21 protein-coding genes and 3 tRNA genes are annotated in these 23,289 nt (G+C 71.8%); 14 read left to right on the top strand and 10 right to left on the bottom strand.

Translation table 11 applies throughout. The annotated features are described in order from the left end of the window. Nucleotides 1–43 precede the first annotated feature (43 nt). From ACF089_RS32245 to ACF089_RS32255, 3 genes are all read left to right on the top strand, one after another. On the top strand, nt 44–1,729 hold the full coding sequence (locus ACF089_RS32245; protein ID WP_392034501.1) for a hypothetical protein: 1,686 nt from the start codon (nt 44–46) through the stop codon (nt 1,727–1,729). A 356-nt stretch (nt 1,730–2,085) separates the two neighbouring features. Then, nucleotides 2,086–3,624 carry a N,N-dimethylformamidase beta subunit family domain-containing protein gene (locus tag ACF089_RS32250; RefSeq protein WP_392034504.1) on the top strand — a complete coding sequence of 513 codons (1,539 nt, stop codon included), beginning with the start codon at nt 2,086–2,088 and terminating at the stop codon, nt 3,622–3,624. 146 nt (nt 3,625–3,770) lie between these two features. Further along, the gene (locus ACF089_RS32255) at nt 3,771–4,673 is read left to right on the top strand and encodes a phosphoribosylaminoimidazolesuccinocarboxamide synthase (RefSeq protein WP_392034506.1); all 903 of its coding nucleotides are present in this window, start codon (nt 3,771–3,773) and stop codon (nt 4,671–4,673) included. Nucleotides 4,674–4,737: 64 nt separating this feature from the next. Here the strand turns inward: ACF089_RS32255 and ACF089_RS32260 are convergent. The 8 genes from ACF089_RS32260 to ACF089_RS32295 form a co-directional block, all read right to left on the bottom strand. Then, a tRNA-Gly gene (locus ACF089_RS32260) sits at nt 4,738–4,810 on the bottom strand. 22 nt (nt 4,811–4,832) lie between these two features. After that, nucleotides 4,833–5,441 carry a response regulator gene (locus tag ACF089_RS32265; RefSeq protein ID WP_392034657.1) on the bottom strand — a complete coding sequence of 203 codons (609 nt, stop codon included), beginning with the start codon at nt 5,439–5,441 and terminating at the stop codon, nt 4,833–4,835. Between the two features lie 310 nt (nt 5,442–5,751). Further along, a complete protein-coding gene (locus ACF089_RS32270; protein ID WP_392034509.1) occupies nt 5,752–7,011 on the bottom strand; it encodes a sensor histidine kinase in 1,260 nt (419 codons plus the stop codon). A 40-nt stretch (nt 7,012–7,051) separates the two neighbouring features. Beyond that, on the bottom strand, nt 7,052–7,942 hold the full coding sequence (locus ACF089_RS32275; RefSeq protein ID WP_392034512.1) for an ABC transporter permease: 891 nt from the start codon (nt 7,940–7,942) through the stop codon (nt 7,052–7,054). 1 nt (nt 7,943) lies between these two features. Then, entirely contained in the window at nt 7,944–8,861 is a 918-nt protein-coding gene (locus ACF089_RS32280; RefSeq protein ID WP_392034515.1) for an ABC transporter ATP-binding protein, read from the bottom strand. 239 nt (nt 8,862–9,100) lie between these two features. Then, nucleotides 9,101–9,173 (bottom strand) — tRNA-Gly (locus ACF089_RS32285). Nucleotides 9,174–9,251: 78 nt separating this feature from the next. Beyond that, nucleotides 9,252–9,323, bottom strand: a tRNA-Gly gene (locus ACF089_RS32290). A 121-nt stretch (nt 9,324–9,444) separates the two neighbouring features. Beyond that, nucleotides 9,445–9,789, bottom strand: a complete 345-nt coding sequence (locus ACF089_RS32295) for an Lsr2 family protein (protein ID WP_392034518.1) — start codon at nt 9,787–9,789, stop codon at nt 9,445–9,447. Between the two features lie 346 nt (nt 9,790–10,135). On the opposite strand from ACF089_RS32295, the gene purS reads away from it, so the two are divergent. From purS to purM, 9 genes are all read left to right on the top strand, one after another. Continuing rightward, complete coding sequence (gene purS / locus ACF089_RS32300) at nt 10,136–10,381, top strand: phosphoribosylformylglycinamidine synthase subunit PurS (RefSeq protein ID WP_392034521.1); 246 nt, start codon at nt 10,136–10,138, stop codon at nt 10,379–10,381. Further along, the gene (purQ, locus tag ACF089_RS32305) at nt 10,378–11,106 is read left to right on the top strand and encodes a phosphoribosylformylglycinamidine synthase subunit PurQ (protein ID WP_392034524.1); all 729 of its coding nucleotides are present in this window, start codon (nt 10,378–10,380) and stop codon (nt 11,104–11,106) included. Before purS ends, purQ begins: the two co-directional genes overlap by 4 nt. After that, entirely contained in the window at nt 11,103–13,352 is a 2,250-nt protein-coding gene (gene purL / locus ACF089_RS32310) for a phosphoribosylformylglycinamidine synthase subunit PurL (RefSeq protein WP_392034527.1), read from the top strand. Before purQ ends, purL begins: the two co-directional genes overlap by 4 nt. Nucleotides 13,353–13,448: 96 nt before the next feature. Then, a complete protein-coding gene (locus ACF089_RS32315) occupies nt 13,449–13,961 on the top strand; it encodes an ArsR/SmtB family transcription factor (RefSeq protein ID WP_392034530.1) in 513 nt (170 codons plus the stop codon). A 248-nt stretch (nt 13,962–14,209) separates the two neighbouring features. Then, nucleotides 14,210–15,037, top strand: coding sequence for a M23 family metallopeptidase (locus ACF089_RS32320; RefSeq protein ID WP_392034533.1), 828 nt, complete (start codon nt 14,210–14,212; stop codon nt 15,035–15,037). A 10-nt stretch (nt 15,038–15,047) separates the two neighbouring features. Beyond that, nucleotides 15,048–15,830, top strand: a complete 783-nt coding sequence (locus ACF089_RS32325; RefSeq protein ID WP_392034536.1) for a sterol carrier family protein — start codon at nt 15,048–15,050, stop codon at nt 15,828–15,830. A gap of 71 nt (nt 15,831–15,901) precedes the next feature. Beyond that, nucleotides 15,902–16,708 (top strand): META domain-containing protein, encoded by an 807-nt coding sequence (locus tag ACF089_RS32330; protein ID WP_392034539.1) that lies wholly within the window; start codon nt 15,902–15,904, stop codon nt 16,706–16,708. Between the two features lie 228 nt (nt 16,709–16,936). Continuing rightward, the gene (gene purF, locus ACF089_RS32335; protein WP_392034542.1) at nt 16,937–18,454 is read left to right on the top strand and encodes an amidophosphoribosyltransferase; all 1,518 of its coding nucleotides are present in this window, start codon (nt 16,937–16,939) and stop codon (nt 18,452–18,454) included. A gap of 100 nt (nt 18,455–18,554) precedes the next feature. After that, nucleotides 18,555–19,646: a phosphoribosylformylglycinamidine cyclo-ligase gene (gene purM, locus ACF089_RS32340; protein WP_392034545.1), complete on the top strand. Its 1,092-nt coding sequence runs from the start codon at nt 18,555–18,557 to the stop codon at nt 19,644–19,646. An 84-nt stretch (nt 19,647–19,730) separates the two neighbouring features. On the opposite strand, the gene ACF089_RS32345 is transcribed toward purM, so the two are convergent. After that, nucleotides 19,731–19,985 (bottom strand): DUF3073 domain-containing protein, encoded by a 255-nt coding sequence (locus ACF089_RS32345; protein WP_392034547.1) that lies wholly within the window; start codon nt 19,983–19,985, stop codon nt 19,731–19,733. 281 nt (nt 19,986–20,266) lie between these two features. Next, nucleotides 20,267–21,358, bottom strand: coding sequence for a Leu/Phe/Val dehydrogenase (locus ACF089_RS32350; protein ID WP_392034550.1), 1,092 nt, complete (start codon nt 21,356–21,358; stop codon nt 20,267–20,269). Between the two features lie 156 nt (nt 21,359–21,514). On the opposite strand from ACF089_RS32350, the gene ACF089_RS32355 reads away from it, so the two are divergent. Continuing rightward, nucleotides 21,515–22,354 carry a hypothetical protein gene (locus tag ACF089_RS32355; RefSeq protein WP_392034553.1) on the top strand — a complete coding sequence of 280 codons (840 nt, stop codon included), beginning with the start codon at nt 21,515–21,517 and terminating at the stop codon, nt 22,352–22,354. A gap of 477 nt (nt 22,355–22,831) precedes the next feature. Beyond that, nucleotides 22,832–23,038, top strand: coding sequence for a developmental transcriptional regulator BldC (gene bldC / locus ACF089_RS32360; protein WP_003949541.1), 207 nt, complete (start codon nt 22,832–22,834; stop codon nt 23,036–23,038). Nucleotides 23,039–23,289 lie beyond the last annotated feature (251 nt).

The following is a 23,289-nucleotide window of genomic DNA, read 5'->3' on the forward strand; positions in this document are numbered from 1 at the left end:
GTGCACCCAGACCGTCGCAGGGCAGAGGGGGTGATGACCGACCGTGTCCGATACCGGCATCGGTGAGTCGATCGGCGCGCGGGCCGCGCGCTCGCGGGCACTGGCCGTGCTGCGCGTCCGCGGCCGGGCCCTCGCCGTCGCCCTGCTGCCCGCGGCCGTCGCCGTGGTGCTGCTCGCCGGCGAGAGCACCGGCCATATGCGCGGCGATGCCTGGGACGCCGCCCGCTGGTTCTTCGGCGTCCTCGCGCTGGTCGCGCTGCTGCTCGCCGCCGCGGTGACGGCCGTGATCGTACGGGCCTCGCCCGCGCTCAGCCCCACCGTCCAGCTCGCCGAGCGGGCCGCCCCCGATCTGTATCGGCTGGTCAGGGATCTGGCCGAGCGGCTCGACGTCCCCGCGCCCTCCGCGCTCGCGCTCACCCCCGACTGCGACAGCTGGCTGGAGGACCGTACCCACCCCGCCCACGCCCTGCCCCACGCCATCCGCAAGAGGCGCGGCCGGCGCACCGCCGAGGCGCCCGTGCTGGTGATCGGCTCGCCCTTCCTCTGGTGGATGCGGGTCGCCGAGCTGCGGGCCCTGCTCGCGCCCGTCGTCGCGGGCACCGCGCCCGCCGCGCACCCCGACATAGCCGCGGCCCGCCGTTTCGTCCGCGGGCTCGACGCGGCGGTCGCCGTGGCGGCCGCCCCCGGACCGGAGCGGTCCATATCCCCCGTCCGGTTCGTCCGGGCGGCGGCCCTCGGTCTCGTCGGCGGGATCGCCCGCTTCCTGCTCCACAGCTGCCAGGCGTACGCCGGTGAGATGGAGCGCGGGGTGGCCGCCGCCGCGTCCGAGCGCGCCCAGACCGTCGACTACGGACTGCGGATCGTCGCCCAGGAGCAGGTCGGCCTGGCGTACGCCGGGTGGGACCGGCTGCTGACCCGGGTCGCGCTGCCCGCCTGGCGCATGGGCCGCTGGCCCTCCCGGCTCGACGCCGGAGTGGTCTCCGCGCTCACCGAGCTGTCCCGCCGCGACCGCCTCGCCGAGGGGTTCGCCTCCCGGCTCGGGGACCGCCCCGCCTGCGATCTGCTGGAGGAGCCCGGCGCGGTGGACGAGGCCGCCTCCCTGCTCGCCGCCCGGCTCTTCCACGGCGGCCCCGCCGAGACCGGCGTCGGCTGGTCCCCGGTGGACTGGCAGCAGTATCCGGAAGAGGTCGTGGACCGCAAATGGCGTACGGAGGCGGCCCGGCTCCACCGAGTGCTCGACGGCCTCGGGGTCACCCCCGCCAGCCGGCCCGACGGCCCCACCCTCGACCGCGTGCTGGCGCATCTCTCCGGCGGCGGTGCGGACGCCGGGGAGGATCTCGCGGAGGCCATCGGCGCCGAGGTCGCCCGCGAGGAGGCCGCCCGGCAGCGGACGGCGGCGGCCGCCCCCGTCGCCAAGAGCCCGGGAGACGTGCTCAACGGCTGGGGCGCGGACCCGCTGCCCCTCTTCCCCCTCCAGCCGCCGCGCACCGGACGGGAGCTGCTCGCCGACCATGTCATCGCGATGGTGTGCTGCGCGGCGGTCGACACCGCGGGCGCCGCACCCGGGCTCGACTGGCTCGACGGGCCCGTTCTGCTGATCAGGGGCGTCCGCGGCAGCGATCTGATGTCCCCGGTGCTCAGCCTCACCGAGGACGGCGACCCGCGACCGCTCGGCCTCTGGCTCGCTGGGGTCGGCGTCCGCCCGGAGAAGCCCGTCCGCCTGGTCTGACGACCACCCGACCGGACCCGCCCCTCCGACGCACCCCACCCGCGCCCGGCTCACGGCCCGCGCCCCGGCCCGAGCGCCCGCGCCCGAAAGCCCCGCGCCATCGAGCCCCCGCGCCCCAGCGTCGCCGCCCACGCCCCCGCGCCCCGCCCCCGCCGCCCGCGCCCCTCGGGCCTCCCCGAACCTCCCCGGACCTCTGCGAACCTCTGCGAACCACCCCGGACCTCCCCGGACTTCCCCCGGGACCTCAACAATTCACGACGAAGGGTGACGGCCCGCGTGCGTTATGTGATGTGCTGGAGGCGGGCGTCGGGAGAGCGGCGCGGTGAGGGCTGTCCGGGGGCGGCGAGGGAGGGCGCATGGGGGCTGAGCACGTCCGGCGGTGGGAATCGGGGGCGCTCGCCCATGCCGTGTCCGATCCCTTCGGGCAGGGCCCCCTCCCCTGGCTCCGCGGTGCGGAGAGCTATGTCGACGGCGCCGGCCGCCTCGTCCCCTGGTACGCCCGCTCCGAACGGGCCGAGGGGTCCGAGGGATGCGAGGGATCAGAGGGATCCGCACGGCCCGCAGGCTCCGGACGCTCCGAGCGGCCCGAACGCCGCCACACCGCCCGGGGCCCCCGCAGCGCCGACGATGTGCGCCGCCAGATCAAGGGCTTCGCCTCCAACGGCGCGGTCGCCCCCGGCGAATCGATCGACTTCCACATCACCGTGGACCCGCCCCAGCAGTTCTCCGTCGACGTCTACCGCATCGGCCACTACGCGGGCCACGGCGCGTCCAAGATCACCACCAGCCCGCGTCTCTCCGGCATCGTCCAGCCGACCCCGCTCGCCGCCCACCGCACGGTCTCCTGCCACCACTGGTGGCTCTCCTGGCGGCTCCAGATCCCGTCCTACTGGGCGATCGGCGCGTATGTCGCCGTCCTCACCACCGCCGACGGCCACCGCTCCCACATCCCCTTCACCGTCCGCGACAGCCACCCCGCCGACCTGCTGCTGCTCCTCCCGGACATCACCTGGCAGGCGTACAACCTCTACCCCGAGGACGGCCGCACCGGCGCGAGCCTCTACCACGCGTGGGACGAGGACGGCCGGCTGCTCGGCGAGAAGCACGCGGCCGTCACCGTCTCCTTCGACCGCCCCTACGCGGGCGCGGGCCTGCCGCTCCACATCGGCCACGCCTACGACTTCATCCGCTTCGCCGAGCGCTACGGCTACGACCTCGCCTACGCGGACGCCCGCGATCTGCACGCCGGGAACATCGACCCCACCCGCTACCGGGGCCTGGTCTTCCCCGGCCACGACGAGTACTGGTCGGTCCCCATGCGCCGCACCGTCGAGACCGCCCGCGACCACGGCACCTCGCTCGTCTTCCTCTCCGCCAACACCATGTACTGGCAGGTGGAGCTGGGCCCGTCGCCCTCCGGCGTACCCGACCGGCTGCTGACCTGCCGAAAGCGCCGGGGCCCCGGGAAATCCGCCCTGTGGCGGGAGGCCGACCGGGCCGAGCAGCATCTGCTCGGCATCCAGTACGCGGGGCGGGTGCCCCAGCCGTATCCGCTGGTCGTACGGAACGCGCACCACTGGCTCTGGGAGTCGACCGGCGCGGGCGACGGCGACGAGCTGCCCGGCATGGTCGCCGCCGAGGCCGACCGCTACTTCCCGCGCACCTCGCTGCCCGAGCATCTGCGCCGCATCCTGCTCGCCCACTCCCCGTACCGGGACGCCGAGGGAGTCACCCGCCACCAGGAGACCTCCCTCTACCGGGCCCCCTCCGGCGCGCTGGTCTTCGCCTCCGGCACCTTCGCCTGGTCCCCGGCGCTCGACCGGCCCGGTCACGTCGACTCCCGCATCCAGCGCGCGACGGCCAACCTCCTCGACCGCATCTGCAAGCGCGACTGACACCGCCCCGGATCCGAGCCCCGAAACCGAGCCCCGGATCCCGGCCCAGGACCCCGCCCCCGGACCCACCCCCGGCCCCGCCCCCAGTGCCCGACCCCGGATACGGGAGAATCGGAATCATTAGTTCAGAACCACGGGGAGGAACCGTGTCCGGATTCGTAGAAAAGCCCGAACCGCTTCAGGTGCCGGGCCTGGTTCATCTGCACACCGGCAAGGTGCGCGATCTGTACCAGAACGAGGCGGGTGAGCTTGTCATGGTCGCCAGCGACCGCATCTCCGCCTACGACTGGGTGCTCCCCACCGAGATCCCCGACAAGGGACGGGTGCTCACCCAGCTCTCCCTCTGGTGGTTCGACCGGCTGTCGGACCTCGTCCCGAACCATGTGCTCTCCACCGAGCTGCCCGCCGGCGCCCCCGCCGACTGGGAGGGCCGCACCCTGGTCTGCACCTCGCTGCGGATGATCCCCGTCGAGTGCGTCGCCCGCGGCTATCTCACCGGCTCGGGCCTCGCCGAGTACAACGACAGCCGCACGGTCTGCGGTCTCGCCCTCCCCGAGGGCCTCACCGACGGCTCCGAGCTGCCCGCGCCGATCTTCACCCCGGCCACCAAGGCGGCCGTCGGCGATCACGACGAGAACGTCAGTTACGAGGAGGTCGCCCGCCAGGTCGGCGCGGAGACCGCCGCCCTGCTGCGGCAGTCGACGCTCGCCGTCTACGGCCGGGCCCGTGACATCGCCCGCGACCGGGGCATCATCCTCGCCGACACCAAGTTCGAGTTCGGCGTCGGCGACGACGGGAATCTGATCATCGCCGACGAGGTGCTGACCCCGGACTCCTCCCGCTTCTGGCCCGCCGCGACCTGGGAGCCGGGCCGCGCCCAGCCCTCGTACGACAAGCAGTACGTACGGGACTGGCTGACCTCGCCCGCGTCCGGCTGGGACCGCCGGAGCGAGCAGCCGCCGCCCGCGCTGCCCCCGGAGGTCGTGGCGGCGACCCGCGCGAAGTATCTGGAGGCGTACGAGCTGCTGACCGGTACGCCCTGGTCCTAGCGCGCCGCGCGGGGGCATGAGAAAGGCCCCGGACCTGCGGTGCAGGTCCGGGGCCTTTCATCGGAGCGGACGACCAGGTTCGAACTGGCGACCTCAACCTTGGCAAGGTTGCGCTCTACCAACTGAGCTACGTCCGCATGCGCCGTGGCGCGAGGCCAACTATACCCAACCGCGCCGGCGCGCGAGACGGGCCGCCGTGTGCCGGTTCTCCGCGCCCAGTTTCGAGGCGGCCGACGAGAGATAGTTCCGCACCGTTCCCTGCGACAGCGACGCCCGCTCCGCGATCTCCGCGACCGGCGCGCCGTCCGCCGCCAGCTCCAGCACCTCCGCCTCCCGCGCGGTCAGCGGCGAGTCCCCGGCGGAGATCGCGTCGGCCGCCAACTCGGGGTCCACATAGCGATTTCCGGCATGGACGGTACGGATGATCTCGGCGAGCCGCTGAGCGCTCAGCGTCTTGGGGACAAAACCCCGCACACCGGCCGTGAGCGCCCGTTTCAGATGGCCGGGCAGGCCGTGGCTGGTCACGATCATCGTCCGGCAGCCGGGCAGTTCGGCCCGCAGGGATGTGGCGACACTCACACCGTCCGCGCCCGGCATCTGAAGATCGAGCACCGCGACATCGGGCCGGTGGGCGAGCGCCATGGCGAGCGCCTCGGTGCCGGAGGCCGCCTCGGCGACCACTTCGAGATCGTCCTCCAGCGCGAGGAGCGCGGCGAGCGCGCCGCGGATCAGATGCTCGTCGTCTGCGAGGAGTACGCGTACGGTCATGCCGCCCATGCCGCCCTTCCTTGTCCGGGGACGGCGGCCGCTGCCCCGGTGTCGTCATACGGGTCCGTGCCCGCCCGGGCCGTCACCGTCCGCTGCCCGTTCCGGCCGCCGCCGCCGCCGACGACCCGGGCCCGCCGCCCGCGCCCCACGATCCCACGCCCGCCCACGCCCGGCGCCCGGCCGGACCACCGCGCCGTACCGGCCCGTACCGGACCCGTCGTACCGGCCCGTACCGGACCCGCACCCCCGGACCCGCCCGTACCGGTGCCGTCCGCACCCGCCCCGCACCCCCTCACGCCGGATCCGCCCCTCACGCCGGATCCGCCGCCCGTGCCGGGTTCCGTTCCGGCAGGGGGACGGTGGCGGTCAGCCGGAAGCGGCCGGCGCGGCCGGGGCCGGCCTCCAGGACGCCGCCCACCGCGGAGAGCCGCTCCCGGAGCCCGGCCAGCCCCGACCCCGGGGCCCCCGAGGGGCCGCCGCCCGCGGCCGCCCGCGCCGCGCCGCCCGGGGCGCTCTCCGCACCGTCGTTCTCGACGACGAGCCGCACCCCGCCGTCCACTTCTCCCAGCGACACGGTGCAGCGCCGCGCGTCCCCGTGCCGCAGCACATTGGTGGTGGCCTCCCGGACCACCCACCCCAGCGCCGACCTGACCTCCTCCGGCAGCGCCGGCTCCCCGACGACCACGGTGCAGGCGATCCCGGCCGCCTCCAGCACCGCGCGCGCCCCCTCCAGCTCCACCCGCAGATCCGCCTCGCGATAGCCGCGTACGACGTCCCGCACCTCGCGCTGGGTCTCCCGCGCGATGCGCTGCACCTCCAGCATCTGGTCCACGGCCTCCGGCCGGCCGCGCCGGGCCAGCTGGACCGCCAGCTCGCTCTTCAGCGCGACGACCGCGAGATTCCGGCCCATGACGTCGTGCAGATCGCGGCCGAAGCGGAGCCGCTCCTCCGCGACCGCGAGCCGGGCCTGCACATCGCGGGCCTCCCGCAGCTCCCACATCACCGCGAGCATCCACATCGACACCCGGGCGGTGAACGCCATCCAGGCGGTGATGAGCCCGGTGAACAGCGCGGTGAGCAGGGCCGCCCACACCGGCATCCCGGCCGGCAGCAGTACGGCGAAGAGCACCGCGACACCGGCCGTCTGGACCAGCACGGTGACCCGGTTGGGCACCATCAGGGCGTGTACGGACGACAGCGGCAGCACCGCCATCACCAGCACGGTCGCCAGCAGATCGGGCTCTCCGGCGATGGCCGCCAGCGCCCCGCCGACGCCGGTCGTCGCCGCGACCACGAGCGTGGTCCGGGCGAGCAGCCTGCCGGGCACCCGCCCCTGCCCCAGATAGGCGTCCATCGCGCGCCGTGCGAGCTTCGAGCAGAGCACCCCCGTCGTGAGCGCCAGCGCGAGCCCGGCGATCAGCAGCACCAGGGGCGGCCCGCTCCGGCGCACGGTGTGGGACAGCAGCAGGGCGATCAGCGTCAGCACGCCCACCCAGAGGATCAGATAGACCGTGCCCCGGGAGTACAGATCCACCTTGGCCAGTCCGCTGCGCCCGCTCCAGCCCTTCACCCGCACCGCATACCCCAGAACTCCGTCCGCCGGACGCCTCTCAGCGCCGGGGTTCCCAGCGGAACCACCGCTGGACAGCAAACACCGAGAGCGCGACCCACACCAGCGCGGTCAGCGCGGCGCCCGTCAGCTCGCCGCTCTCCGCGCCGCCGAGCCAGCCCGCCCTGACCAGGGTCATCACCCCGGTCAGCGGAAGCAGCTCGCAGATTGACGCCATCTTCTCGGGCATCAGCTCCACCGGGAAGAAGAGCCCCGAGCCGGCGACCGAGACCAGGAACATCGGCATGGTGGTGATCTGCGCGCTCTCCACGGTCCGGGTGAACGCCGCCGTGACCGCCGCCAGGGCGGCCATCAGCACCACGCCGACCGCCACGCCCGCGATCAGCAGATCCGGCCGGGCGGGCGCGTCCAGGTCGAGGAGGACGACCCCGCCCGCCACCAGCACCGCGCACTGCGCGAACGCCAGTCCGACGGCGGGCAGCGCGGTCCCGGCGAGGATCTCGCGGTCCGCGACCTCGCCGGTGCGCAGCCGCTTGAGCACCAGCTCCTCGCGCCGGGCCACATAGGCGGAGACCAGATTGAGGTGGACGACGAGGATCAGCACCATGCCGATTCCGCTGGTCATCGCGGCCTCGGCGACGCTCATCCCGGCCTTGCCGAGATCGATCTGCTCCAGCGAGGAGCTGAGTCCGACCACGCCGAGGGCGGGCAGCAGCAGCGCCACGAAGAGGGCGGTCCGATTCCGGATGAGCAGGGTCAGCTCGGCCCGGCCGAGCGAGGCCAGCCGGCCCGCCGCCGTCGTCCCGCGCCCCGCGCCGCCCCCGGCCGTCCCGGTAGCCCCCGCCGTCCCTGCCGCTCCGGCCGTACCCGCTCCTCCGGTCACCCCGGTCGACCCTCTCGTTCCGCTCGTTCCGTTTGCCGTCGTCGTCATGTCACACACCCGCCATATCGGTCCGCGCGATCTCCAGGAAGGCCTCTTCGAGGGAGGCCGACCGCGCGTCGAGCCCCTCCAGCCGTATGCCCGACTCCCCGGCCCACCGGAGGAGTTCGCCCAGCGACTCCTGGAGGTCGAGGGTGCGGATCGAGATCTGGCGTCCCTCGGCCGCGGCGCGGAGCGAGAGCGGCAGCCGGCCCGCCGGCACTCCGTCGGGGAGGGTGAAGCGGATCCGGGCGGGCCGGGAGCCGGTCACCTCGGCGGGTGTGCCGGTGGTCACGATCCGGCCCTGGTGCATGATCGCCAGCCGGTCGGCGAGCGACTCGGCCTCCTCCAGATAGTGCGTGGTCAGCAGCACGGTGGTGCCGGTGTCGCGCAGCGCCCGGACCAAGTCCCAGGTGTCGCGCCGGCCTTCGGCGTCCAGTCCGGTGGTGGGCTCGTCGAGGAAGAGCACCTCGGGCCGTCCCAGCAGCGCCAGCGCGAGATCCAGCCGGCGCCGTTCGCCGCCGGAGAGCTGCTTGACGCGTACGCGGGCCCGGTCGCCGAGCCCCACCAGCTCCAGCGCCTCGGCCGTCGGCCGGGCGCCGCTGGTGCAGCCCGCCCACATCCGGGTGGTCTCGGCCACGGTCAGATCGGAGGGAAAGCCGCCCTCCTGGAGCATCACGCCGATCCGGGGGCGTACGGCGGCGCGCTCGCGGTACGGGTCGTGGCCGAGCACCCGTACCGTTCCGGCGCTGGGGGAGGCGAGCCCTTCCAGCAGCTCGACGGTGGAGGTCTTGCCCGCGCCGTTCGTCCCGAGCAGGGCGAAGATCTCGCCGCGCGCGACCGAGAAGGAGATTCCGCCGACGGCTTCGAAGCCGCCCGTGTAGCTCCGCCGCAGGTCGTCCACCGTGATCACATGCTTGTCCGTGGTCATGGCCCCAGCTTTCCGCCGCCGGGCGGCCGGGGGCAGTGCGCCCTGTCACCGCCCGGGCTGACAAATGTCATGCCCAATGGCAGGTCCCTGACAATCAACTCGCGCGAGAGCCCCGGACGAGATCCTCGGACGAGATCCCCTGCCCGAGAGCCCCTCACCCGGAATCCGAAGCCCCGGACGAAGAAGCCCCACATGAAGAAGACCCCGACTCTGAATCAGAATCGGGGTCTCATACTCTGAGCGGACGACCAGGTTCGAACTGGCGACCTCAACCTTGGCAAGGTTGCGCTCTACCAACTGAGCTACGTCCGCATGCCTCCGCACGGCTTTCACCGGGCGGTGCGTGCATCACTCTACCTGATCCACAGAGGTGGTCGGTCGAGCGATGAGAGCGGGTGACAGGAATTGCACACTGCGCCTTCCCCCTGGAAGGGGGATGTTCTACTACTGAACTACACCCGCACGCTGCTGAGGTGGGGCCTTTGCGGCCTTGCCCCTCGGCGTGATCCAAACTCTAGCGGACGGTGGGGGGTGCTGCGCAACTCGGCTTCGGGGCCGAGTCGGCGCGAGCCGTCCGCCTCGCTCAACTCGCCTCGCGGAACGCCTCGTAGACGGCCCTGGGGATACGCCCTCGCGCGGGCACGTCCATCTTGTTGGACTGGGCCCAGGCGCGCACGGCGGCGGGCGCGGGCTCCAGCGCGGTGTGCGTGTACGTCACGGGCCGTCCCGTCCGGCCGCGCCGGCCGGACCCGGCCGCCTGCTTCCGCCCGGCCGCCAGGTAGGGCGCCAGGGCCTTGCGCAGTTTCTTTGCATTGGCGGGATTGAGGTCGATCTCGTACGACTTCCCGTCCAGGCCGAAGCTGACCGTTTCCGCCGCTTCTCCGCCGTCGATGTCGTCGAAGAGCGTGACCACTACTCGTTGAGCCACGGATATCGGTCCTTTCCCGAGGCACCCCGCACGATCACAGGTTCTGACGTGCGGTGATACCGGCATTCCGGCGGTCGAGGGGGTAAAAGTGCTGTCCTCTGCATTCCTTTGTACAGCGATCGGTGGTGCATTGTGAAGCCCACCCAATTATGTGCGCGTGTCCGATCAATGACGAGCGGGTTATTTTCCGTGATTTTCGACGCCGGTTACGCCTGGTCGGAGGCTGTCGTGTTCCGTCCGTGTTCCGTCTTGGGGGCCTCGGAAATCCACCCATATCTACGCGAGTAGATTTCTTGGCCGGGTACGCTGGGCGGACCGCCTTCGCACCACATCACCGGGAGTGCCCGTGGCACGCGTCGTAGTCGACGTCATGCTCAAGCCCGAGATCCTCGACCCGCAGGGACAGGCCGTGCAGCGCGCGCTGCCCCGTCTCGGTTTCGACGGCATCGCGGACGTCCGTCAGGGGAAGCGCTTCGAACTGGAGGTGGAGGGACCGGTCGACGACGACGCCCTCGCCCGCATCCACAAGATGGCCGAAACGTTCCTCGCCAACACCGTCATCGAGGACTTCGTCGTCAGGGTGGAGTCGTGACCGCGGTCCCGTCCTCCGCCGCCGGGGCCGGCTCCCCGAGCCTCGGCAACACCCGGATCGGGGTCGTCACCTTCCCCGGCACGCTGGACGACCGGGACAGTCTGCGGGCCGTACGGCTCGCGGGCGCCGAGCCCGTCTCCCTCTGGCACCGGGACAAAAGCCTCAAGCAGGTCGACGCCGTGGTCCTCGCCGGAGGCTTCTCCTACGGCGACTATCTGCGGGCCGGGGCCATCTCCCGGTTCTCGCCCGTGATGGAGACGATCATCGATCAGGCCAGGGCGGGGCTGCCGGTCCTCGGCATCTGCAACGGCTTCCAGATCCTCACCGAGTCGCATCTCCTGCCGGGCGCGATGCTCCGCAACAATCACCTCCACTTCATCTGCCGCGACCAGAAGCTGCGGGTGGAGAACGCGGAGACCGCCTGGACCGCCGACTACACGGCCGGCCAGGAGATCTCCGTACCCCTGAAGAACATCGACGGCCGTTATGTCGCCGACGAGCGGGTGCTGGACGAACTGGAGGCCGAGGGCAGGGTCGCCTTCCGCTATCTCGACGGCAACCCCAACGGCTCGCTCCGCGACATCGCGGGCGTCACCAACGCCGAGGGCAATGTCGTGGGCCTGATGCCGCACCCCGAGCACGCGGTGGAGCCCCTGATCGGCACCGGCCGCACCGACGGTCTCGCCTTCTTCACCTCCGTCATCAAGAAGCTGGTCACGGCATGAGCCTCGATACGGTCAAGCACGCCACCGTCACGCCCGAAACCGACCAGCCGTGGGCCGAACTCGGCCTCAAGCAGGACGAGTACGCGCGGATCCGGGAGATCCTGGGCCGCCGTCCCACCGGCGCCGAGCTGGCGATGTACAGCGTCATGTGGTCCGAGCACTGCTCGTACAAGTCGAGCAAGGTCCATCTGCGGCAGTTCGGCGAGAAGGTCCCCGAGAACGACGCCATGCTCGTCGGCATCGGCGAGAACGCGGGCGTCGTCGACGTCGGCCAGGGGTACGCGGTGACCTTCAAGGTCGAGTCGCACAACCACCCCTCCTACATCGAGCCCTACCAGGGCGCGGCCACCGGCGTCGGCGGCATCGTCCGCGACATCCTGGCGATGGGCGCGCGCCCGGTCGCCGTGGTCGACCCGCTGCGGTTCGGCGCGGCCGACCACCCCGACACCCGCCGGGTGCTGCCCGGCGTCGTCTCGGGCGTCGGCGGCTACGGCAACTGCCTGGGCCTGCCGAACATCGGCGGCGAGGTCGTCTTCGACCCCTGCTACCAGGGCAATCCGCTGGTCAACGCGGGCTGCATCGGTGTGATGAAGCACGAGGACATCCACCTCGCGCAGGCGTCGGGACCGGGCAACAAGGTCATCCTGTACGGCGCCCGCACCGGCGGCGACGGCATCGGCGGGGTCTCGGTGCTCGCCTCCGAGACCTTCGAGAGCACCGGCCCGGCCAAGCGCCCCGCCGTCCAGGTCGGCGACCCGTTCCAGGAGAAGCTCCTCATCGAGTGCACCCTGGAGATCTTCCGGGAGAAGCTCGTCGCGGGCATCCAGGACCTCGGCGGCGCCGGGCTCTCCTGCGCCACCTCCGAGCTGGCGAGCGCCGGCTCCGGCGGTATGCGGGTGGATCTGGACACCGTGCCGCTGCGCGACGCGACGCTCTCGCCCGAGGAGATCCTCATGAGCGAGTCGCAGGAGCGCATGTGCGCGATCGTGGAGCCCGGGAAGGTCGAACGCTTCCTGGAGATCTGCGAGAAGTGGGACGTGATCGCCACCGTCATCGGCGAGGTCACCGAGGGCGAGCGGCTGGAGATCTTCTGGCACGGCGAGCAGATCGTGGACGTGCCGCCGCGCACCGTCGCCCACGAGGGCCCGGTCTACCAGCGCCCGTACGCCCGGCCCTCCTGGCAGGACGCCCTCCAGGCGGACGACGCGGGCCTGCTGCCCCGGCCGGCCGGGGCAGCGGAGCTGCGCGAGCAGGTCCTGAAGCTGGTGGCCTCGCCGAACCAGGCGTCGAAGGCGTGGATCACCGATCAGTACGACCGGTTCGTCCAGGGCAACACCGTGCTGGCCCAGCCCGAGGGCGCGGGCATGGTCCGCGTCGACGAGAGCACCGATCTCGGCGTCGCGATGGCGACCGACGGCAACGGCCGCTACACCAAGCTCGACCCGTACACCGGGGCGCAGCTCGCGCTGGCGGAGTCGTACCGCAATGTCGCCGCCACCGGCGCCCGGCCGCTGGCCGTCTCGGACTGTCTGAACTTCGGCTCGCCCGAGGACCCGGACGTGATGTGGCAGTTCGCCGAGGCCGTCCGCGGTCTCGCGGACGCCTGTCAGCAGCTGGGCACCCCGGTCACCGGCGGCAATGTGTCGCTGTACAACCAGACCGGCGAGACCGCGATCCACCCGACGCCCGTGGTCGCGGTGCTCGGCGTGATCGACGACGTCAACCGCCGGACCCCGATCGCGTTCGCGGAGGAGGGGCAGCTGCTCTATCTGCTCGGGGACACCGCGGAGGAGTTCGGCGGCTCGGCCTGGTCCCAGGTCGTCCACGACCACCTCGGCGGTCTGCCGCCGAAGGTCGACCTCGACCGGGAGAAGCTGCTGGGCGAGATCCTGATCTCCGCCTCGCGCGACGGAATGATCGACGCGGCGCACGATCTGTCGGACGGCGGTCTGATCCAGGCCGTGGTCGAGTCGTGTCTGCGCGGCGGCAAGGGCGCGCGGCTGGTCGTCCCGGACGGTCTGGACGCGTTCACCTTCCTGTTCAGCGAGTCGGCGGGGCGCGCGGTCGTCTCGGTGCCGCGCAGCGAGGAGCTGCGCTTCACCGACATGTGCGGCGCGCGCGGGCTGCCCGCCGCCCGTATCGGTGTGGTGGACGGCGATGAGATCGAGCTGCAGGGCGAGTTCGGGATCGCGCTGAGCGAGCTGCGCACCGCCCACGAGGAGACCCTTCCGGCCCTCTTCGGCTGATCGGACGTCCGGCGAAGCCCCCGCTCCCTCCGGTGGAGCGGGGGCTTCGCCGTCTCCTGGGCGTACGTATGTACGTACTTACGTATATTGGTACGCATGGAACTGGACGAGCGCGTCGCCGAGCTGGAGCGCAGGCTCGCCGCGCTGGAGGAGCGCGGCCCGGCCCCGGCTCCCGCCACCGCCGCCGACGGCGAGGACGACTTCCGGGCGCTGGAGGACTTCAAGGAGCGGCTCGCCGCGCTCGGTGCCGCCGACGGCGGGGTGCTCTTCACCGGAGCCGTCCGGCTGCCGACCGGGGAGCGGTACGAATGGCAGTACGGCGCGCTCACCGGCGCGCTCCTCGACGGCGACTGGACCGAGACGGCCGACTCCTTCGCCGCGCTGGGCAACGCCGTACGGCTGCGGCTGCTGCGCGAGATCCTCGGCGGCCGGCGCACCGCCGCCGAGCTGGCCGAACTCGACGGCCTCGGCACCACGGGCCAGATCTACCACCATCTGCGCCGGCTCACCGCCGCCGGCTGGCTGCACGCCTCGGGCGGGGGACGCTACGAAGTGCCCCCGGTCCGGGTGGTGCCGCTGCTGGTCGCCCTGACCGCGGCCCGCCCGTGAACCCGCGACGGCGGGCCGCACCGACACCCACAACCCGGGGGACACGCATGTCCGCACCGAACCCGCCCACGCCCGATCTGTCCGGGTCCACACCGGTACGGAACGCACCCGCGCCGCATCCGCCGGAACCGAGCGCGCCCGCGCCGACCGTGCCCGTGCCCGGGCCCAACGCGCCCGAGCCGAGCGCCCCCGCGCCCGTGCCCAACGCCCCCGCGCCCAGCCCGCCCGCGCGGAACCGGAAAGCGCTCATGACCGGGATCCGCGCCCTCTGGATCGTCTTCATCGTCCTGGTGATCACCAGCTTTCTGATCGACCTCCCCATCGGCACGCTGTGGATTCTGGGGCTCGGCGTCACCGCGATGGTCCTCGGCATCACCTCGAACGCCCGCGCGGCCAGGGACCACACCCCCGAGAAGCGACCGCCCCCGATCGAGGTGGAGCCGCCGGTCACCGGCCGCTGGACGACCCTGAACAGCCCCGCCGACAAGGTGCCCAGCCACGGCACCCACGGCTACGGACAGACGTACGCCGTCGACATCCTCGCCGAACCCGAGGGCCCGGACGCCCCCGGCCGCCCCGCCTTCGCCTGGCTCTGGCCCGTTGTCCGGCGCAACCGGGACTTCCCGTCCTACGGCGCCCCGCTGCTCGCCGTCGCGGACGCCACCGTCGTCCACGCCTCCGACGGCCGGCGCGACCATCTGAGCCGTAACTCCCCGCTGATGATCGCCTATCTGCTGCTCGCCGAGTCCGCCCTGCGGGACATGGCGGGCCCGGCCGCCGTCTTCGGCAACCGGATCGTGCTCGACCTCGGCGACGGCGTCCACGCGGCCTACGCCCATGTCCAGCACGGCTCGCTCGCCGTCCGCGCCGGCGACCGGGTACGGGCCGGCCAGCTCCTCGCCCGCTGCGGGAACTCGGGCAACTCCACCGAGCCGCACCTCCACTTCCAGCTGATGGACGGCCCCGACCCGGACACCGCGCGCGGCCTCCCGTTCAGCTGGCGCGGCGTCGGGGTCCCGGCCAACGGCGAGACCTTCGCCGTGGACGGCTCCGCGACCGCCCGGGCCGCCGACTAATCTCACCCCCATGCCACCGGCCCGCAAACGCCCCCGCGCCTATGACTCCGCCAAGATCCGCGCCGCCGTGCTCGCGCAGTCCGCGCTGCTCGCCGAGGCGGCGGGCGCGCTCACACCCGAGCAGCTCGACCGGCCCACCCGGCTGGGGGACTGGACGGTGCGCGACCTCACCGCGCATCTGGCGACCGTGCTCGGCTCCGTCGTCCGGGACCTCGACGAGCCCGCGCCGCCGAGGGCCGAGACCGCGCTGATGGAGTGGCCCTTCCGCGCGGCGGGCGCGATCGACGAGGACTCCGGGGCCCCGGCCGGGGAGGGCGATCCGGCCGAGGGGCTCGCCCGGAGCGCCGCCCGGCTCGGCGAGGCGCTGGCGGCGGCCGGGGACGACCGGCCGGTGCCGACCCGCTTCGGTCCCATGCGGCTCGGCGACCTCCTGGTCACCCGTACCGTCGAACTGGTCGTCCACACCGACGATCTCAACGAGGCGACCGGCCTCAGCGTCCCCCTCGACCGGCAGGCGCTCGCCGCCTGCACCCGCCTCCTCGCCGACGCCCTCGCGCTCAAGGCCCCGGGCGGAGCGGTGGAGGTGCGGATTCCGCCGTATGCGGTGGTGCAGTGCGTCGAGGGCCCCCGGCACACCCGGGGCACTCCGCCCAATGTGGTGGAGACCGACCCGCTGACCTGGGTGCGGCTCGCCGCCGGGCGGACGGGCTGGGCCGAGGAGCTGGGCGCGGCGCGGGTCGGCGCGAGCGGCGAGCGGGCCGATCTCGCGGGGCTGCTGCCGATCCTCGGCTGAGCGGGGCCGCCCCGCCCGGAGCCTGCCGCGAGCGACGGGAACCGGTCCGGCGTCCGTCCCGTCCCAGGGGCATGCGTAACGAGCTGAGCGTCCCCCTCACCGTCCTGGCCCTCCTCACGCTCGCCGCCTGCGGCTCCGGATCCGGCAACGGAGACGGAGACGGCGTCGGCAAGGCGAGCGCCCCCGACGTCCCTCTCGCCGGTGTGCACTGGTCCTTCGACAGCGTCACCGTCGGCGGCGAGAAGACCACCGCCCCCGACGGCGCGCATGTCGAGATCACCGAGAAGGGGCGGGCCCAGGGCAACTACGGCTGCAATCCGTTCGGCGCGACGGCGAAGGTCGACGGCGACACCCTCGCCGTGGGCGCGGCGGAGTCGACCGCCGTCGGCTGCGAGCCCTCGGCCCAGAAGTTCGAGGAGAAGGTCCAGACCGTCTTCACGGGCCGCCTCAAGGCCCAACTCACCGGTAAGAAGCTCACCCTGACCAGCGGCGGGGGCGACACCATCGCCCTGACCTCCGAGGAGCCGGCCCCGCTGATCGGCACCACCTGGACGGTGAACTCCCTGCTCGACGGGGATGTCGCGACCCCGATGCCGGCCGGCACGGCGAAGGGCGCCCGATTCACCTTCACCAAGGACGGCAAGGTGCGCGGCAACCTCGGCTGCAACTCCTTCACCGCGCCCGCGAAGATCACCGGTTCGAAGATCACCCTGGGCCGGGTCGCCGCCACCCGCATGATGTGCGCGGGCACGGCCGGTCAGGTCGAGGCGCATCTGCTCAAGGTGCTCGACCAAGAGGTGACGTACAACCTGCTGCACCGCGGACTGACCCTCACCGGACCGGGCGACAAGCGCGTCTCCGCCGTCGCCGAGCGGTAGAATCCGCGGCCCCTCCGCGCCGGGCGGCCGGTCGCCGCCCGGCGCCAGGGCCGCCGAAGGTCCGCGCCGGGCCCGCCGTAGGTCCGCGCCGGGCCCGCCGAAGGCCGCTCCCGCGCGGTGCGCCGGAGCGGCGGAGCCCCGCCCCCGCCCGGTGACGGCCCCGTCACCCAGAGCCGATTCGTCCACCCCAATTCGGACCGGTGGTCGATCTCGCCTACACTCGGTGCCGTGCCACGTGGTGACGGTCGACTCAATCACGATCTGCTCCCCGGCGAGAAAGGCCCCCAGGACGCTTGTGGCGTCTTCGGTGTCTGGGCTCCGGGTGAAGAGGTCGCAAAACTGACGTACTTCGGGCTCTACGCCCTCCAGCACCGAGGCCAGGAATCCGCCGGAATCGCGGTGAGCAACGGGTCTCAGATCCTCGTCTTCAAGGACATGGGCCTCGTCTCACAGGTTTTCGACGAGACCTCCCTCGGTTCCCTGCGCGGACATATCGCTGTCGGTCACGCGCGCTACTCGACCACTGGAGCATCCGTCTGGGAGAACGCGCAACCGACTTTCCGGGCCACGGCCCGCGGCTCCATCGCCCTCGGCCACAACGGCAATCTGGTCAATACCGCCCAGCTCGCCGAGATGGTCGCCGATCTGCCCCGTCAGGACGGACGCGCCACTCAGGTCGCGGCCACCAACGACACCGATCTGGTCACCGCTCTGCTCGCGGGCCAGGCGGACGACGACGGCAAGCCCCTCACCATCGAGCAGGCCGCGGCCCGGATCCTTCCCGAGGTCCGTGGCGCCTTCTCGCTCGTCTTCATGGACGAGGACACCCTGTACGCGGCCCGGGACCCCCAGGGCATCCGCCCGCTGGTGCTCGGCCGGCTCGATCGCGGCTGGGTGGTGGCCAGTGAGTCCGCCGCCCTCGACATCTGCGGTGCGAGCTATGTCCGGGAGATCGAGCCGGGCGAGATGATCGCCATCGACGAGAACGGCCTCCGCACCTCTCGATTCGCGGAAGCGAAGCCCAAGGGCTGTGTCTTCGAGTATGTCTATCTCGCCCGCCCCGACACCGACATCGCCGGCCGGAACGTTTATCTGTCCCGGGTGGAGATGGGCCGGAAATTGGCCAAAGAAGCTCCTGCCGAGGCGGACCTGGTCATAGCGACTCCGGAGTCCGGCACCCCCGCCGCGATCGGCTACGCCGAGGCGAGCGGGATTCCCTACGGCTCCGGGCTCGTCAAGAACGCCTATGTCGGCCGGACCTTCATCCAGCCTTCCCAGACCATCCGTCAGCTCGGCATCCGCCTCAAGCTGAACCCCCTCAAGGAAGTCATCCGGGGCAAGCGGCTGGTCGTCGTGGACGACTCGATCGTCCGCGGCAACACCCAGCGCGCCCTGATCAAGATGCTCCGTGAAGCCGGTGCGGCCGAGGTCCACGTACGGATCTCCTCGCCGCCGGTGAAGTGGCCCTGCTTCTTCGGGATCGACTTCGCCACCCGGGCCGAACTGATCGCCAACGGGATGACGATCGAGGAGATCGGCACCTCCATGGGCGCCGATTCCCTCTCCTACATCTCCATCGACGGCATGATCGAGGCGACCACCATCGCCAAGCCGAATCTCTGCCGCGCCTGCTTCGACGGCGAGTACCCGATGGATCTTCCCGACCCCGAGCTGCTGGGCAAGCAGCTGCTCGAAACCGAGCTGGCGGGCGGCACCGACGCCGCCGACGCACTCCGCCGCCCATAGGTTCCGTGTGCCACAGCACGGTGATCCACAGCGCCGTGGGTCACCGTGAGGCGGCCCGCGGCCGGGGCTCCGCAGTATCGATACGAAAGCTCTCTCCGTCATGACATCTGAGTCTTCCGACCTTGCTCCGCAGGCGGGCCCCGGCGCCAGCTACGCCGGCGCGGGCGTCGACATCGAAGCCGGTGACCGCGCCGTCGAGCTGATGAAGGAGTGGGTGAAGCGGACCCGGCGCCCCGAGGTCTTCGGCGGCATCGGCGGCTTCGCCGGCCTCTTCGACGTCTCCGCCCTCAAGCGGTACGAGCGCCCGCTGCTGGCCACCGCGACCGACGGCGTCGGCACCAAGGTCGACCTGGCCCGCAAGCTCGGCGTGTACGACACCATCGGCCACGACCTGGTCGGCATGGTCGTCGACGACATCGTGGTCTGCGGCGCCGAACCGCTCTTCATGACCGACTACATCTGCGTCGGCAAGGTCCACCCCGAGCGGGTCGCCGCCATCGTCAAGGGCATCGCCGAGGGCTGTGTCCTCGCGGGCTGCGCGCTGGTGGGCGGCGAGACCGCCGAGCACCCGGGGCTGCTCGGCGAGGACGACTTCGACGTCGCCGGCGCCGGCACGGGCGTGGTCGAGGCCGACCGGCTGCTGGGCTCGGATCGCATCCGTACGGGGGACGCGGTCATCGCCATGGCCTCCTCCGGCCTTCACTCCAACGGGTACTCGCTGGTCCGCCATGTCCTCCTGGATCACGCGGGAATGGCGCTGGAGTCCCATGTGGAGGAGTTCGGCCGCACGCTGGGCGAAGAACTGCTCGAACCGACCAAGATCTACTCCCTGGACTGTCTGGCGCTCACCCGGGCCGCCGAGGTGCACGCCTTCAGCCATGTCACCGGCGGCGGTCTTGCCAACAACCTCGCCCGTGTGGTGCCGGACGGACTCCACGCCGTGGTCGACCGTTCGACCTGGACGCCGGGGCCGGTCTTCGACCTCGTCGGACGGGCGGGCCGGGTCGAGCGCCTCGAACTGGAGAAGACGCTCAACATGGGCGTCGGCATGATCGCCGTGGTGCCCGAGGAGTCGGCGGACGTCGCGCTGACCCTGCTGGCGGACCGCGGGGTGAAGGCCTGGGTCGCCGGAGAGATCACCGAGCGCGGCGATCACAGCACGGGCGCCGCCCTCGTCGGCGATCACGCGTGATCCGGACCGCCCGCGCGGTCTGACCCGTACAGCACAGAACCCGGTCCGGAGTGATCCGGACCGGGTCGGTGGCCAGCTACGACGTCAAGCGCCGCGGCGATGTGACGAAGGACCGGACTCGTCGTCCTCGTCCTCATCGTCGTTGTACATCTCCGCGTACCGCGCGTACGGGTCGTCTTCCTCGTCGTCGTCGTCCTCGAACGGCTCCGGATTCGGAGGCTGGCTCGAAGTCGAAGCGCCCAGCTCGTTGGCCAGACGCGACAGGTCAGTCCCGCCGCTGTTGTACTTCAGCTGGCGGGCGACCTTTGTCTGCTTGGCCTTGGCCCGGCCGCGCCCCATGGCTCGACCCCCTCGGTGACGGGGCTCGACGGCCCCAGAGTCTTGACACGCGTTCATGAGTCGGAACGGACTCCCCGCGGGGAGACCGGCCCGTAGGGCTTCAACGGTACCTGCTTCCGCAGCCATACGGTACGCCGCCCGCATGACGTGCCACTTCGCAGGACCCGCGAGGAGCCCCGTCCTCGCTGGTCAACTGCGATATTAACCTCTTCTTGGCGGTCGACCCGCCGACCGGGGTGAGTCTTGTCTCCCGACGCGGCGGGCCGAAGCCATGATCAATCTCAGCGCCGGCGGGCCTCCGCCATGCGCTGCTCGGCGATCCGGTCCGCCGCCACGGCGGGCGGAACGCCATCCTCATTCGCACGTGCGAATATCTCCAGCGTGGTGTCGTAGATCTTCGACGCCTGCGCCTTGCACCGGTCGAAGTCGAAGCCGTGCAGCTCGTCGGCGACCTGGATCACCCCGCCGGCGTTCACCACGTAGTCGGGCGCGTAGAGAACGGAGCGGTCGGCGAGGTCCTTCTCCACGCCCGGGTGCGCGAGCTGGTTGTTCGCCGCGCCGCAGACGACCTTCGCGGTCAGCACCGGCACGGTGGCGTCGTTCAGCGCGCCGCCGAGCGCGCAGGGCGCGTAGAAGTCCAGACCCGGGATCCGGATCAGCGCGGCGGTGTCAGGGACGGCGGTGACCTGCGGATATTTGGCCTGAATTCGTCGTACAGACTCTTCGCGCACATCGGTGACGATCACCTCGGCGCCGTCCTGAATCAGATGGTTCACCAGGTGATGACCGACCTTGCCGACGCCGGCGACGCCGACCTTGCGGCCGCTGAGCGAGGGCGAGCCCCAGAGGTGCTGGGCCGAGGCCCGCATGCCCTGGAAGACCCCGTACGCGGTGAGCACGGAGGAGTCCCCCGCGCCGCCGTTCTCCGGGGAGCGGCCGGTGGCCCAGCGGGTCTCGCGGGCGACCACGTCCATGTCGGCGACATAGGTGCCGACGTCGCAGGCGGTCACATAGCGCCCGCCGAGCGACTCCACGAAGCGGCCGTACGCGAGCAGCAGTTCCTCGCTCTTGAGGGTCTCGGGATCGCCGATGATCACTGCTTTGCCGCCGCCGTGCGCGAGGCCGGCCAGGGCGTTCTTGTACGACATGCCCCGGGCGAGGTTCAGCGCGTCGGCGACGGCCGCGGCCTCGGAGGCGTAGGGGTAGAAGCGGGTGCCGCCCAGGGCCGGGCCCAGGGCGGTGGAGTGGAGGGCGATGACGGCCTTCAGGCCGGAGGCGCGATCCTGACAGAGCACTACCTGCTCATGGCCGCCCTGGTCCGAGCGGAACAGGGTGTGCAGTACATCGACGGAAGCGCCGGTCACATCGGTCACTGTGGTGACTCCCAAGTACGAAGCGGCGGACGAAGGACCATCCTGTGGGTGGGGACGGTCCGATTGGGCACGAGGGTAAGTGCTGCGCGGGTGTGGATCAGGTCCCGTGCCCAGGATCACCCCCTGGTGGAGTACGCCCGTGGAAGGATTTGCGACATGCCGGCGGTGTCCTCGGTTCTTGTGCCCTATACGGCCTATCTGCGGGTGTACGAGCCCCTGGCCGCCTTTCCGCGCGGGGAGCGCGAGCACTGGGCGGAGTACGCGCGCCGCGGCCGCGCCCCCACCGCCCAGGACGAACTGCGCCGCTCGCTGGCCGATTTGCTGCCCACGCCGCCGGTGCCGGTGCCGGTCCACGAGAGCGCCGAGGCGTTTGTGACCGAGGTGGACGGCGTGGTCTGCGTCTGCCCCTGGCGCACCCGGCTGCGGGGCTGGCTGGCCCTGGAGGAGCTGGTCCAGGAGTTCCCGGCGCCGCTGCTGGACGCCGTGCTGCCGCCGGTGGTCCGGGGCCAGGCCGCCGCCGACTGGGAGCGGTGGCGCGAACGCAATCCGGACGCCCGCCCATGGATCAGAAGCGCGGTCTGGCAGGTCCCGGTCCGCTGGTTCGTGCTCTTCGCCGACGCCGAGCGGGTGTACGAGCCGGGCGGGCCCGGCGCCCCCGCGCTGCGCTACCGCACGCCGATGGTCCAGGCCCGCCGCCGGACCGCCCGGGCGCTGAAGGCGCTGCGCGAGGAGTCGGACGCGGGCCCGCTGATCGACGGCCTGATGGACGTGGGCCGCTGGCTGGAGGAGTTCCATCCCCGCTCGCTGGTGGAGCTGGACTACGGGGGCCTGGTGCACGCCCTCTCCGGGCCGCAGCTCGCCGACGATCACTCGGCGGCGGACGTGGCGGCGGGGATCGCCGCGCTGAGATCGGGCGACGGGGACGCCGCGGGCGAGGCTTATGCCCGGCTTGTGGCTCGATGGCGGGTGGTGAGGGACCTGCAATTCGCAAACTGAGCGATTGTGTGGATGATTGAGGCCTTCCGTCCAGGCCCTAGGTCCCGATCCGGGCCTTTGTCTCAAGCGTGACGGACTGCACTATCTGGGCCCTTGCGCCCATCGCATACCCTCGTGTCAAAATAGGACAAGGAGTCCGGGGAGGGTTCCTTCCGTCCAACTAAGGGCGGAATGCTCGGCATTGCGCTCTATGGGGGTTCTGATGGCTCCTGATCGCTCTGTGACTGATCGTCACTGTGACGTGACTGTCCGCTATGGCCCGGTCCATCGGCGTTCAGCCACTGATGAACACCTCAGAGGGCAATTCCGTCGGTTTGGCCGACGTGGCTGGACAGATGGTGTAGTTGTAGTGCCGAGGACAAGCCGTTCGTCCTATAACCGACTCGGCCCGCGTCCGCCATTTCGGGCAACGCGGGTCAAGGTGCAGAATTTAGAGGAATGAACCGAGAAGGTTCGGTTCTCCCGAGGAGGCCGCTCATGACCGCTCGCACCCCTGATGCCGAGCCGCTGCTGACCCCGGCTGAGGTTGCCACGATGTTCCGCGTGGACCCGAAGACGGTCACCCGCTGGGCGAAGGCAGGCAAGCTCACGTCGATTCGTACGCTCGGCGGGCATCGCCGGTATCGCGAGGCAGAGGTACGCGCGCTGCTCGCGGGTATTCCGCAGCAGCGCAGCGAGGCCTGAGAGCCTCGCTGACCGGGCCTTTCCGGGACCCCCATCCCGGTTGAGCCCACCCATAGCTCCACATGCCGGATGTCTGCCCCAACAGACCCCGGACATTGATCGCGCTGGACTCCGCCGGGTCCAGCGCGATTTTTTGTGCTCTCGCGGCCGGGTGCGCCGGCGCGGCCCGGGCGGGCTCCGCCGGTCCTCAGGGGGGAAGGCGCGCGGGGGTGAGACGGGTGTTCACAGGGCGGTGCAATTGCACATATTAA

It is taken from the genome of Streptomyces sp. NPDC014894 (assembly GCF_043080985.1).
In the GTDB taxonomy this organism is placed as follows: Bacteria; Actinomycetota; Actinomycetes; order Streptomycetales; family Streptomycetaceae; genus Streptomyces.

Coding starts and splice junctions, on each gene's coding strand:
- purL (WP_392034527.1), top strand. CDS start 11,103: ATGAGCCTCGATACGGTCAAGCACGCCACCGTCACGCCCGAAACCGAC.
- bldC (WP_003949541.1), top strand. CDS start 22,832: ATGACCGCTCGCACCCCTGATGCCGAGCCGCTGCTGACCCCGGCTGAG.
- ACF089_RS32325 (WP_392034536.1), top strand. CDS start 15,048: ATGCCACCGGCCCGCAAACGCCCCCGCGCCTATGACTCCGCCAAGATC.
- ACF089_RS32330 (WP_392034539.1), top strand. CDS start 15,902: ATGCGTAACGAGCTGAGCGTCCCCCTCACCGTCCTGGCCCTCCTCACG.
- ACF089_RS32275 (WP_392034512.1), bottom strand. CDS start 7,942: ATGACGACGACGGCAAACGGAACGAGCGGAACGAGAGGGTCGACCGGG.
- ACF089_RS32280 (WP_392034515.1), bottom strand. CDS start 8,861: ATGACCACGGACAAGCATGTGATCACGGTGGACGACCTGCGGCGGAGC.
- ACF089_RS32320 (WP_392034533.1), top strand. CDS start 14,210: ATGACCGGGATCCGCGCCCTCTGGATCGTCTTCATCGTCCTGGTGATC.
- purM (WP_392034545.1), top strand. CDS start 18,555: ATGACATCTGAGTCTTCCGACCTTGCTCCGCAGGCGGGCCCCGGCGCC.
- ACF089_RS32315 (WP_392034530.1), top strand. CDS start 13,449: ATGGAACTGGACGAGCGCGTCGCCGAGCTGGAGCGCAGGCTCGCCGCG.
- ACF089_RS32345 (WP_392034547.1), bottom strand. CDS start 19,985: ATGGGGCGCGGCCGGGCCAAGGCCAAGCAGACAAAGGTCGCCCGCCAG.
- ACF089_RS32355 (WP_392034553.1), top strand. CDS start 21,515: ATGCCGGCGGTGTCCTCGGTTCTTGTGCCCTATACGGCCTATCTGCGG.
- ACF089_RS32265 (WP_392034657.1), bottom strand. CDS start 5,441: ATGACCGTACGCGTACTCCTCGCAGACGACGAGCATCTGATCCGCGGC.
- ACF089_RS32250 (WP_392034504.1), top strand. CDS start 2,086: ATGGGGGCTGAGCACGTCCGGCGGTGGGAATCGGGGGCGCTCGCCCAT.